The organism is Pseudodesulfovibrio sp. 5S69 (assembly GCF_037094465.1).
Lineage (GTDB): Bacteria > Desulfobacterota > Desulfovibrionia > Desulfovibrionales > Desulfovibrionaceae > Pseudodesulfovibrio > Pseudodesulfovibrio methanolicus.
Genome location: NZ_CP146609.1, coordinates 2,003,237 through 2,015,202, shown reverse-complemented (window position 1 = coordinate 2,015,202; position 11,966 = coordinate 2,003,237). Strand labels below are relative to the sequence as shown.

Sequence of the window (11,966 nt, the reverse complement as noted above, 5' to 3'; positions counted from 1 at the left end):
GCCGCTTCGCGGGTGCGAACGCCGGGGTTCGGTTTATCTGAACGGGGTCCTCGGAATATATTGCTGGTGAGTTCCTGGTGGCCTGCATAGGGTGATACTACCCCGACCGCCAACCGAGAAAGGAGACGCCATGCAAGACCAACTGAGCCACTACGAGAACAAGCTGCGCTGGGAAATCGATTCCTGGGATTTGAACGAGAGCCGCAAAAACGGCCAAAACGTGGTGGTCGTCGACGCGCGCGGAGCCGCCGCCTATGACGCCGAACACATCCCCGGCGCGGTCAGCCTGCCCCACCGGGAGATGAACGAGGCGAGCACCGCCGGGTTCGACCGCGACGCCCTGTACGTCGCCTACTGCGACGGCATCGGCTGCAACGCCTCCACCAAGGGCGCCCTGAACATGACCCGCCTCGGCTTCACCGTAAAGGAACTCATCGGCGGTCTCGACTGGTGGAAACGCGACAACCACCCTACCGAAAAGGGCGAGGCACCCTCCTCCATAGGCTGCGCCTGCTGACAACTTCCCGCAACGAGCATCACCTGTTCCCGCACGCCGTAAGGCTGTCGAGAGTGGGTCAGCCGTGCATTTTCTCCTGGAGGGCTTTCACCGCAGCGTAGCCGTCTACGTGAGGATGAAAGCCCTCCAGGAAAAATGTGCGGATGGCCCGCTCTCGGAAGCCGGTCTTTTATCACCCCAGCGAAGTGAGCGCTTGGGGGTTATAGTCGCCGATGGCGTCCAGGCGCACGGCGGCCACGCGGCGTTTTTCGAGCATCTGCATGACCGATTCCGGGTCGGCCCCGAGCAGGGAGCCGGGGATGGACACGGTATTGGCGAAGTTGAGACTGACCACGGCGTAGAGCAGGCGGCAAAAGGCGGTCGGAAACTTGGGCCGGGCCGAGCCGTTGATCTCGATGCGCAGTCCGCGGGAAAACGGCAGCCGGCTCCTGCGGAAGGCCAGGACCTCGCCGAAACGGATCAGGGCATAGCCGAACGGCGTGTACACCGAGAACCGGTCGTCCAGGATCTTGACCATGGGCTGCCGGGCCATGATGGCGATAGCGTTGATCATCGCCACCGCGAATCCGGCCATGCTCAGGCAGTACACGGCGATCCGGAGATTTTTGTCGTTGAGGAATTGGAACCCGGCCACGGCCAGGCCCAGGCAGAGGGCCGCAATGGCAATGCGCCCCCTGAGACTCTGCCGGTTGGGATAGATCTTGATTGGTACGTACATGCGTGCACCCTGTTTTCGGTTAGGATTGCGGCGGATGATGGTCCGCCCCGAAAGCAGGGACTCCTCCCGCGGGCGAGAACGCCCGAGCCCCGGACACGGTCCGCCCCCGAACGGTTTGAGACCGCACGCAGAGGGGCGGCGCACGCAACAGGCGGGCGCGATGAAAACGGCTTTGATCGGAATCGTAAACGGACATGTCTGCTCCTCCAAATGGATCGGGTCCACCGGAAAAGCAGCCGGAGCAAGTGATCAGACCATAGAACAATTCTCCGGAATACGCAAACACGGTATTCCGGACCCGTTCATGAAGGCTAATGCAGGGCGCGCCCCTGGGGCTCCAGGGCGAAGAAGCCGCCCTCCTGGTGGGGCACTTCCAGGGCCATGAGCCCTTCCATGGACAGGTCCGGACCGACCCACAGGGAACCCGTGAGCTTGAAGCCCTTGGCGATGCGCTTGGCGTGGTCCAGGGCGATGGAGACCTGCTGGAGATAGAGGTCCTTGGGGAAGACGAACTCGGCGTCGTGTTCCCACTCGGGCCGGGGCTCGTCCGGGGGCCAGGAGATGGGGTTCTTGAGCCGCCAGATGACCGTGTCCGGGGTGTGGGAGACCATCACCCCGTCGTCGATGCCCTGGCAGGCCGGGTTGCCGCAGTCGCAGGTGTAGATGAAGAACTCGCCCGACATGGTCGCCGAGGTGACCAGGTCCACGGGATCGACGTACACGCCGACCTCGTGCAGGTACTGCCCGTCCACGGACAGGTTGAAGTCGATGTAGCCGTCCTCGGGATACTTCTCGTCCAGGGACAGAGTCACGGAAATGCGGATGTCGTTCATGCGGTCGGTTCCTCGAAATGCGCTTGGCCGGCCAGCACGGCCGGTGTCCGGAGGCTAGCACAAAGGGCGGTGGGCCTCAACGGCTATCGGACGGTGCGTTCCGGCCTGTCTAGGACTCCATGCGCTGTTCGTCCTCGGCGATCTCCGCCTTGACCGTGGCTGAATTGTAGGCCGCGTCGATGGCCAGCTCGGTCAGGGTGCCCACCACCCTCGGTTCCTTGCCGGTGGACAGCACCGGGAGCTGGGACACGCCCCGGTCCGTGATCTTGTCCAGGGCGTCCTGCAGGGTGTCGTCCGTGGTCACGGTCACCGGGTTCTGCGTCGCCAGGTCGTGGGCGATGAGCAGGTCGGCCAGCCCCTCCTCGTTGAGCACGGCCCGCAGGTCGCGGAAGGAGATGATCCCGGTCAGCCGCTGATCCTCGTCCACCACGTGCAGGTAAGGCGCGTTCTCGGTCTTGAAGGTCCACAGGATACTCGACAGGGTCATGGTCTGGGGGATGGTCACGAAGTCGCGGACCATGACCTCCTTGACCAGCATGTGCGAGAGCAGGTGGCGCTCCCGGCCCGCCTCGATGTCGATGCCGCGCCGCAGCAGCTTGGTGGTGTAGATGGACGCCCGCTGGATGGTCGAGTTCATGACCGTGGCCGTGATGCAGGTCAGCATGAGCGGCAGGATGATGGAATAGTCCGAGGTCATCTCGAAGATGATCAGGATGGCCGTGATGGGCGCGTACGTCGTGCCCGCCACCAGGCCGCCCATGGCCACCAGGGCGTAGGCCGCGGGCGTGGCCGTGTACGCGGGCAGGAGCATGTGGACCACGTAGCCGAAGGCCCCGCCGGTCATGCAGCCCATGAACAGGCTGGGCGCGAAGATGCCGCCCGACCCGCCCGAGCCGAGCGTTGCCGAAGAGGCCACGATCTTGACCACGATGAGCACGAGCATGAGCGCGAACGGGGTCTTGTCGAGCAGGGTCTCGTTCATGGCCCCGTAGCCCACGCCGAAAACCTGCGGATAGACGGCGAAGACCACGCCGAGCACGGCCCCGCCGATGGCGGGCTTGGTCCACTCCGGGATGGGGATGGCGTCGAAGCGGTCCTCCAGCCAGTACAGGGAATTGGTGAAGGCCAGGGCCACCAACCCCGTGACCACGCCGAGCACCGGGTAGAACAGATACTCCCAGAGGGAAACGATGGAATAGGTCGGGATGTCGAAGTGCGGAAAGTCACCGAAATAATAACGGGAAATGGCCGTGGCCATGACCGAGGACAGGACCACGGGCGAAAACTGCATGACCCCGAAGTCGCCGATGATGATCTCCAGGGCGAAGAGCACCCCGGCGATGGGCGCGTTGAAGGTCGCGGCGATGCCCGCGGCCGCCCCGCAGCCGACCATGGTCTTCATGTGTACGCGCGGAATCTTGAATATCTGGCCCACGGACGAGCCGATGGATGCCCCGATCTGGACCATGGGCCCCTCGCGGCCCACCGAGCCGCCCGAGCCGATGGTCACGGCCGAGGCGAAGATCTTGGCCGCGGCCACCCGCTTGCGGATGCGCCCGCCCCTCAGCGCGATGGCCTGCATGACCTCGGGCACGCCGTGCCCCTTGGCCTCGGACGCGAAAAAGCTGACCACCAGCCCGACCACCAGGCCGCCCGCCGTGGGCATGACGAGCTTCATCCACAGCGGCACGGTCCCGGCAAAGGTCAGCCAGTCGGCGGTGTTCTGGTAGAACACCCACTGCATGTACTTGAGGATCAGCTTGAACAGGACCGCCCCGTATCCGGCCAATCCGCCGATGATGATGGCCAGGAACAGGAATCGGATGTTGGGTCGTCTGAGCTTGAGAAAGAGCGGTTCACTTCGGTCGGCCATTGAATCTCCGGTTAGCTCCATGGGGCACGAGGTTGACAATGCGGGACCGGGGCCTATCTCCCCTGCAACGGATAGTAACCTCACTTCCCCGGCAAGCGCAACGAATTGACCGGAAAACTTGAGCGCGGCCCGGAAAAAGGGTAAGCAAAGCCTCCCCTACGCACCCAATCCCCTTCACGGAGAAGAACCATGGCCAAATACGACATCACTCCCATGACCCCGAATCCCGAATTCGACATGATGTATTTCATGGAGGTCGCGGGCGAAACCCGCATCGAAGGCGACATGCTCGAGGACTTCGAGGAGTTCTGGGACAAGTGGGCGACCGAGAGCCTCAAGGCCTACGAACTGAAAAATACCGAGGGCGAAGGCAGCTTCGTGCTCATTTTCCTGGACCAGGCGGCCGAGAAGGCCATCGAGGGCATCTGGCAGGACTCCCCGACCCACGGCCTGCTCTTCCACGCCCTGGCCATCACCATGGTCATGAGCTCGGCCCAAGGGTTCGTGCCCGAACTGCAGGACGGCAAGTGCGCCCCGCTGCCCCGGCCGGGCCAAGGCGTGCTGGCGGCCTTCGACGAGCTCGGCCTGACTTGGAACGAGGAGGGCTCGGTCAACCGCAAGTACGCGGTCCTCACGCCCTACCCGTACACCGGCGGATGCGAGGTCTGCCACCTGAGTGAGAATTGTCCCAAGAGCACGGTGAGGAAGTAGCCATGAGCTTCACGGTCAAGGACGTTCTTTCCATCCAGGTCGCCCCGGCGCTCGGCTGCACCGAGCCCGTGGCCATCGCCCTGGGCGCGGCGGCCGCCGTGTCCCTGCTGCCCGGCAAACGCTTCGACTCCCTCGAAGTGGCCGTGGATCCCAACGTGTACAAGAACGGTCTGGCCGTCTCCATCCCCGGCGCGGGCGGCCTGTCCGGCCTGGACACCGCCGCCGCACTCGGTGCCGCGGGCGGCGACCCGGCCCTGCGTCTGGAGGTGCTGCAAAGCGTCACCGACGAAGACGTCAAGACCGCGAAACAGGCCCTGGCCCAAAATCGGGTGAAGGTCACCCTGATCAAGGACCACCAGGGGTTGCTCATCCGCTCCAAGGCGGTGGCGGGCGAGACCGTGGCCGAGTCGGTCATCGAGGGGCTGCACGACAATATCGTCTCCCTGACGCTGAACGGCGAGCCCGTGGAGAGCCCGCTCATCCGCACGAGGGCCGACGGCGCCCCCTCCCCGGTGGCCGCCATGGAGGCGTGGCTCAAGACCCTGACGCTCAACGAGCTCATGGCCCTGACCGACGAGTTGGACGAGGACGATTACGCTTTCCTGCAGGAGGGTGTGGACGTGAACGTGCGTCTGGCCGAACAGGGCCTCAAGTACGGCCTCGGCCTGGGCGTGGGCAAGACCCTGGAACGGCTCTGCCGCCAGGGGCTGATCAAGAAGGACATGATGCTGGCCGCGCGCGTCCTGGCCTCGGCCGCCGCGGACGCGCGCATGTCCGGCGCCTCCCTGCCCGCCATGTCCTCGGCCGGGTCCGGCAACCACGGCCTGACCGCCATCCTGCCCATCTGGGCGGTCAAGGATTACGTGGAGGGCGTGGAGATCCGGGACGTGCTTGAAGCCGTGGCCCTCTCCCACATCGTCACCGCCTTCGTCAAGGCGCACACCGGCCGCCTGTCCGCCATCTGCGGCTGCTCCGTGGCCGCCGGAGCCGGGGCCACGGCAGGCATCACCTTCCTGCTCGGCGGCGACGCCCACCACATCGCCGGGGCCATCAAGAATCTCCTGGAGGATCTGGCCGGGATCATCTGCGACGGTGCCAAGACCGGCTGCGCCCTCAAGCTGGCCACCGCCGCCGGCACCGCGGTCCAGGCCGCCCTCTTCTCCCTCCAGGGCGTCAACGTCCACCACACCGACGGCATCATCGGTCTGTCCTCCGAGGACACCATGCGGAATGTGGGCACGTTGGCGGTGGATGGGATGATACAGACGGATCAGACGATCTTAGAAATTATGCTGAAGAAGCGGTTCTCGGACGTATAGCGGCTTCCGATAGCGATACAAAGTTTCTGAAGGCCAGCGGCTTCCGAGCGCGGGAGACTGAGCCGCTGTCGGGTGCTGCGCACCCGAATCGCTCCAGAGGAATGACAAAATTGAGACCTCCGACTTATTAATGAGTCGGAGGCTCTTTTTATGCGCCCTACCCCGCGAAGCGGCTACATAAAGTTCAGGAAGGGAGAGGGATGAGGCCGGGAAGGGAGAGGGAACCCTTTTCTCGAAGGGTTCCCTCTCCCTTCCCCGGCCGATCGCTGCTGTCCTCATCCGTAAGGCTCGAAGACTCGCCCACGGCTGGAGGCCCGGAGACATCAAAAATACGCCAGCGTCTGGGGCGGGGTTTTGTCCTCGAAGAGTGCCTCGATGCGGTCGCGATCGGCGGCGGAGATTTTGAGGTCCGAGACGTTGAGGATGGCGCCGAATCCGCCGTAGGTCTTGACGGCGCGGTCGATGAAGTCGGCATCGACGAACGCGCCGGTCAGGGTGACGGAGCGTCCGCCCCAGGAGACGGTCAGGGGCAGGAGCGGGTCGCGTTCCGGGGCCTTGGTGATGAGGTTGCCGGTCCTAACCAGGGCTTCGAGGACCTGCTTGGGGAACATGCCGCCCAGTCGGGCGAGGGTCTCGACGAATCCCGGCATGACCGCTAGGTAGTAGTAGTGGTCGATCTTGCAGGCTACGGACCGGCCCGGCATGTTCAGCAGCCAGGGTTCGTCCGCATAGGCCTTGCCCAGCGCCCTTTGCAGGCGGTCGATGCTCGCCGTGTAGTCTGCCAAGGCCATGTCGCCCTCCCCGGTTGCAGGATGCGCCACGAAAAACGCCCCGCTGGGCGGGGCGTTCGGATATCTTAGTTCAGACGCCTGTCAAAACGCTTGAGGTAATCGGCCCGCAGGATGCCGTTGACCTTGCCCTCGATCTGCTCGATCTTGCCTGGATCGTCGATCTTGGCCGACAGGGCCTCGAGCTTGGCCGGGATGATCCGCTGGCAGTAGTCGCTGCGGGCGTAGGTATCCATGTTGACGTGCGTCTGGTGGCTGACCACGTAGCAGGCCACGATCTTGGCCGCGTAAAAGTTTTCGTAAGCGGTCGCGTAGTCGGACGCCTTCTCGGCGCACTGCCCCTTGAGGTAGTAGGCATAGGCCAGGTCCATAGCGCTCTCGGGCTGGGCGATGGTGTTGTCCAGGTAGACCTGGGCGCCGGCGCAGTCGCCCTGCTTGACCATGGCCCACCCCGCGTCGAGGTCGTTTTTCTGCGCACCGCAGGCGGCGAGCAGGGAAATCATGGCCGTCATGGCCGTTGCAAGCAGAATTCTTTTCATGTCGGGTATCCTCTCGAAAAAAGCATCTCTCTCGGTTTATTGGAATATCTAGCCCAACATCGGGCCGAAGTCCAGACGCTAGATGGAAATGACCAGGGGGACGACCACAGGGTCGCGGCCGAGCACCTTGCGGAAGAACCGGCGCAGGGCCGAACGGATGCGCTCCTTGAGCTTGGCCGTGTCGCCGGGCGCGATGTTCTCGTGCACATCCAGGACGATGCACTTGGCGTCATCCAGGAGATGCATGTACTGCTGCTCGAAAACGAACCCCTTGCTCATGATGTCCGGGCCCATGGAAATCTCGCCCGAGGCCTCGTCCACGACCAGGACCACGATGACCATGCCCTCGCCCGCGAGCAATTGGCGCTCCTTGAGCACGGATTGGCCCACGTCGCCCACGCCCTTGCCGTCCACGAGAATCTTGTCCGCCGCGATGCGCGGCAGCAGCTCGATGGAGCCGTCCTCATTGAACGTCACGGGCTGGCCGTTTTCCACGACCATGGATTTTTCGTCCTCAACGCCGCAGTCCACGGCCAGCCGCCGGTGCTTGACCAGATGGCGGTACTCGCCGTGCACGGGAATGAAATATTCGGGCCGCACGGTCTGGAGCATCAACGTCAGTTCGCCCGCGTGGGCGTGGCCCGAGGCGTGGATGCCGTGCATTTTCTCGTACAGGACCTCGGCCCCGAGGCGGTAGAGGTTGTTGATGACCCGGTTGATGGCCTTGACGTTGCCGGGAATGAACCGCGAGGAGAGGATGAACAGGTCGTCGGGCCGCACGGACAATTGCCGGTGCTCGCCCATGGCGATGCGCGACAGGGCGGCCAGGGGCTCCCCCTGGGAGCCGGTGACCAGCAGGACCAGCTGGGAGTCGCCGTATTCGTCCAGGGCGTCCAGCTCGATGAACGTGCCCTTGGGCACCTTGAGGTGTCCCTGGTCGCGGGCCAGCTCGATGTTGCGGTGCAGGGACTTGCCCGACACGGCCACCTTGCGCCCTTCCGCGTCGGCCAGGTCGAAGATTTCCTGGATGCGCTGGATGTGGCTGGAAAAGAGGGAGACCAGGATGCGCCCCTTGGCGGTGTTGAATATCTCGCGCAGGGAGACCTTGATCTCCCGCTCGGTCAGGGCGAACCCCTCGCTGCCCACGTTGGTGGAGTCCGAGAGCATCAACCGCACGCCCTCGTCCGAAAACTTGCGGAACGCGGCCAGGTCCGTGGCGTGGCCGCCCAGCGGGTTGCGGTCGATCTTGAAGTCGCCGGTGTGCACCACCCGGCCCACCGGAGTCTCGATGCCCAGGCCGAACCCCTCGATGATGGAGTGGCAGACCGGGAAAAAATTGAAGCGGAAATCGCCGAGCAGGAGGCGGTCGTAGGGCCGCACCGGGCGCAGGTCGGCCCAGCGGTCCAGGTCGTGCTCGCGCAGCTTGTTCTCCACCAGGCCGAGGGTGAACTCCGAGCCGTAGACCGGCACGTCCACGTTCTGCAGGAGCCAGGGCAGCGCGCCGATGTGGTCCTCGTGGCCGTGGGTCAGGACGATGCCGTTGAGCATCTTCTTGTTGCGCAGGACGAAGTCGAAACAGGGGATGACCACGTCCACGCCGAAATGGTAGTCCTCCGGGAACATCAGGCCGCAGTCCACCATGACCAGCGATTTGTCGGTCCGGTAGAGCATGCAGTTCATGCCGATCTCGCCGAGCCCGCCCAGCGGATAGAGTGTGAAGGACTTTTCGGCCACGCATCTACCCCTTTGCCAGCAGTTCCTGGTACGCCTCGTTCATCATGGCATAGAGGTCGTCCTTGAACCGTTCGCGTTCCTTGAGGGTGTACTGCGCCGGGTCGATGACCGGCAGCGCCTTGAACCGGACCACGGGACGGTTGTCGATGAAGAAATCGCCCTTGCCCATGATGCGCCCGGTGTTGGTCATGACGAACGGGACCACGGGCAGCCCGGCCTTGAGGGCCAGGATCATGGCCCCTATCTTGAAATCCATGAGCTTGCTCAGATCCAGGTTGCGCGTGCCCTCCGGGAAGATGAGCGGCGAGATGCCCGCCTTGGCGGTCTCCACGGCCTCGTTCAGGGATTGCATGGCCGCGCGCCGGTTCCCCCGGTCGATGCAGATGTGCCCGGCGTGGCCGAGCGCCTTGCCGTAGATGGGAATCTCGAACAGGGACTTCTTGGCCACGAAGCGGATGCGGTTGCCCTTGAGCAGGTAGAAAAGCACGGGAATATCCAGGTTGGACTGGTGGTTGCCGATGAACACGTAGTGTCCCTTCGGGTCCACGTCGCCCATGTCCGCCTCGATCCGGATACCCGACAACTTCACGGCGGCCGCCCCCCAGGCCAGCCCCCAGCGGTCGTATTCCTCGGGCGTGGCCGTCTCCGGGTCCACCCCGAGCATCTTGAGGGAATACCAGATGGTTACCGGTACGAGCAGTATGGTGAAGAAAAGTCGTCGAAGCATGGTCCGTCCTTGTTGTGCAAACTCCTGTGTAAGTAAACCAAAAGACTGCATGAAACAATGACAAAAAAAAGGCGACGGTCCAAGCCGTCGCCCTTTTTGTCGGATCTTCGAGTCGAATTATTCTTCGTCGTGCTTTTTGTTGGCCGCGATGACCTTTTCGGTCTCCTGGGGCGGGCATTCCTCGTAGGCGGCGAACTCCATGAAGAAGGTGCCCTGGCCGCCGGTCATGGAGTTGAGGTCCGGAGCGTAGCGCAACATCTCGGCCATGGGCACGTGGGCCTTGACCTCGGTGATGCCCGCCTGGGAATCGGAGCCGAGCACCTTGCCGCGCCGTGACGACAAGTCGCCGATGACGTCGCCCATGAACGAGTCGGGCACGGCCACGGTGACCAGCATGATCGGTTCGAGCAGGGCCATCTTGGCCTTTTCGCAGGCCTTCTTGAAGGCCAGGGAACCGGCCACTTTGAAGGCCATTTCCGAGGAGTCCACGTTGTGGTAGCTGCCGTCGTACAGGGTCACCTGGAAGTCGATGACCGGGTAGCCCGCGAGCACGCCACGCGCGGCGGTCTCCTGGATGCCCTTGTCCACGGCCGGGATGAACTGGCGCGGGATGGAGCCGCCCACGATCTGGTCCACGAACTCGTAGCCCTCGCCGGACGCACGGGGGGCGACGTGGATCCAGCAGTCGCCGAACTGGCCGCGGCCGCCGGACTGCTTCTTGTGGCGGCCCTGGATTTCCTTGGCCCCTGTCTTGAAGGTCTCGCGGTACGGGACCTTGGGAGTCTTGAGCAGGATGGCGGTCTTGTAGCGGCGCTTGGCCTTCTCGACCGAGATTTCGATGTGGTTCTGACCCATGCCCGAGAGCAGGATGTCGGCGGACTCCTCGTCGCGGCCGAGCGTCAGGGTGATGTCCTCTTCAAGCAGCTTGGCCACGGCGGCGTAGACCTTGTCCTCGTCGCCCTTCTCCTCGGGGGCCAGGGCGAAAGTGATCAACTGCGGGGCCAGTTCCGGCTTGGCCAGCTTGAACTCGCCCTTCTCCACCAGGGTGTCGCCGGTGTGGGTGCTCTTGAGCTTGGCCAGAGTGACGATGGCGCCCGGTCCCATCGGGGTTTTGACCGGGGTTTGCTCCTTGCCGTTCATGAGCAGGAGCTGGCCCACGCGTTCCTTTTCGCCGTTGGCCGTGTTGACCAGTTGGGAGTCGGGAGAGAGTTGGCCCGCCAGGACGCGGACCACGGTCAGTTGGCCCGCGAACGGGTCGGCCTGGGTCTTGAAAACGAAACAGGCCAGGGGCTCGTCCGGCGAGCTGGCCAGTTCGCTGCCGTCCTCGCCCTGCCACGGCTTGTGGTCCAGCGGGCCGGGCAGCAGGCTCTGCACGGTGTCCAGGATCATCTGGCCGCCCTGGCAGTTGAGCGCGGCGGACACGACCACCGGGACAAGCTCACCGGAGGCGACGCCCGCCTGGAGGCCCTTGGTGATGTCCTCGGGGGCCAGTTCGCCTTCCTCGAAATATTTCTCCATGAGCTCTTCGTCGGATTCGGCGATGTTCTCGATCATGGTCTCGCGGATGGTCTCGACCTCGTCGGCGATGTCGCCGGGGATCTCGCCCTCGGTGACCGCGCCGTCCGCACCGAACATCATCGCCTTGCCGGAGAGCATGTCCACCACGCCCTTGAAATTCTCCTTGGCGCCGATGGGATAGTAGAGCAGCGCGGGACGCGCGCCCAGGGCATCGTGGATGCCGTTGAAGGCCAGGTCGAAATCGGCCCGGTCACGGTCCATCTTGTTGATGACGATCATGGAGGGAAGACCCATGTCCTGGACCTGGGCCCAGATCTTGCGGGTCAGCGGCTTGACGCCGTCCACGGCGTCGATGACCATGACCGCGCCGTCGGCGGCGGTCAGGGAGTAGGAAAGATCACCGGCAAAGTTGGAGTCGCCGGGGGTGTCGATGAGAAAGTGGTCGTTCTTGTTCCACTTGAAGCTGGCGAAACCGGGCTGAATCGAACCGCGACGCTTGATTTCCTCGGGCTCGAAGTCGAGGACGGTGCTCCCTTCTTCGACTTTGCCGAGGCGGTTTACAACTCCCGCGTTGAAAAGCAGCATCTCGGCGACGGTGGTTTTGCCGCTACCGCCGTGACCGACGAGTGCATACGTTCTTTGGGTCTTGAGGTCAGGCATACTTCACTCCACATCGTTTCTGGTTGTCC

11 protein-coding genes are annotated in these 11,966 nt (G+C 63.9%); 3 read left to right on the top strand and 8 right to left on the bottom strand.

Annotated features, from left to right (window positions below; translation table 11 throughout):
* Positions 1-130 precede the first annotated feature (130 nt).
* Positions 131-517, top strand: coding sequence for a rhodanese-like domain-containing protein (locus tag V8V93_RS09530; protein ID WP_338670107.1), 387 nt, complete (start codon positions 131-133; stop codon positions 515-517).
* A gap of 172 nt (positions 518-689) precedes the next feature.
* Here V8V93_RS09530 and V8V93_RS09525 read toward each other — a convergent pair whose 3' ends face one another.
* The 3 genes from V8V93_RS09525 to V8V93_RS09515 form a co-directional block, all read right to left on the bottom strand.
* Positions 690-1,235, bottom strand: coding sequence for a hypothetical protein (locus tag V8V93_RS09525; RefSeq protein WP_338670106.1), 546 nt, complete (start codon positions 1,233-1,235; stop codon positions 690-692).
* A 311-nt stretch (positions 1,236-1,546) separates the two neighbouring features.
* On the bottom strand, positions 1,547-2,068 hold the full coding sequence (locus V8V93_RS09520; protein WP_338670105.1) for a hypothetical protein: 522 nt from the start codon (positions 2,066-2,068) through the stop codon (positions 1,547-1,549).
* Between the two features lie 109 nt (positions 2,069-2,177).
* Positions 2,178-3,941, bottom strand: coding sequence for a chloride channel protein (locus V8V93_RS09515; protein WP_338670104.1), 1,764 nt, complete (start codon positions 3,939-3,941; stop codon positions 2,178-2,180).
* 189 nt (positions 3,942-4,130) lie between these two features.
* On the opposite strand from V8V93_RS09515, the gene V8V93_RS09510 reads away from it, so the two are divergent.
* On the top strand, positions 4,131-4,652 hold the full coding sequence (locus tag V8V93_RS09510) for a hypothetical protein (RefSeq protein WP_338670103.1): 522 nt from the start codon (positions 4,131-4,133) through the stop codon (positions 4,650-4,652).
* A gap of 2 nt (positions 4,653-4,654) precedes the next feature.
* Positions 4,655-5,971 (top strand): serine dehydratase subunit alpha family protein, encoded by a 1,317-nt coding sequence (locus V8V93_RS09505; protein WP_338670102.1) that lies wholly within the window; start codon positions 4,655-4,657, stop codon positions 5,969-5,971.
* 323 nt (positions 5,972-6,294) lie between these two features.
* On the opposite strand, the gene V8V93_RS09500 is transcribed toward V8V93_RS09505, so the two are convergent.
* The 5 genes from V8V93_RS09500 to V8V93_RS09480 form a co-directional block, all read right to left on the bottom strand.
* Positions 6,295-6,762, bottom strand: coding sequence for a hypothetical protein (locus tag V8V93_RS09500; protein ID WP_338670101.1), 468 nt, complete (start codon positions 6,760-6,762; stop codon positions 6,295-6,297).
* A 65-nt stretch (positions 6,763-6,827) separates the two neighbouring features.
* Complete coding sequence (locus V8V93_RS09495; protein WP_338670100.1) at positions 6,828-7,298, bottom strand: hypothetical protein; 471 nt, start codon at positions 7,296-7,298, stop codon at positions 6,828-6,830.
* A 78-nt stretch (positions 7,299-7,376) separates the two neighbouring features.
* Positions 7,377-8,978 (bottom strand): ribonuclease J, encoded by a 1,602-nt coding sequence (locus V8V93_RS09490; RefSeq protein ID WP_338670178.1) that lies wholly within the window; start codon positions 8,976-8,978, stop codon positions 7,377-7,379.
* Between the two features lie 58 nt (positions 8,979-9,036).
* Positions 9,037-9,759 carry a lysophospholipid acyltransferase family protein gene (locus tag V8V93_RS09485; protein ID WP_338670099.1) on the bottom strand — a complete coding sequence of 241 codons (723 nt, stop codon included), beginning with the start codon at positions 9,757-9,759 and terminating at the stop codon, positions 9,037-9,039.
* A gap of 117 nt (positions 9,760-9,876) precedes the next feature.
* Positions 9,877-11,937: an elongation factor G gene (locus V8V93_RS09480; protein ID WP_338670098.1), complete on the bottom strand. Its 2,061-nt coding sequence runs from the start codon at positions 11,935-11,937 to the stop codon at positions 9,877-9,879.
* Positions 11,938-11,966: the final 29 nt, after the last annotated feature.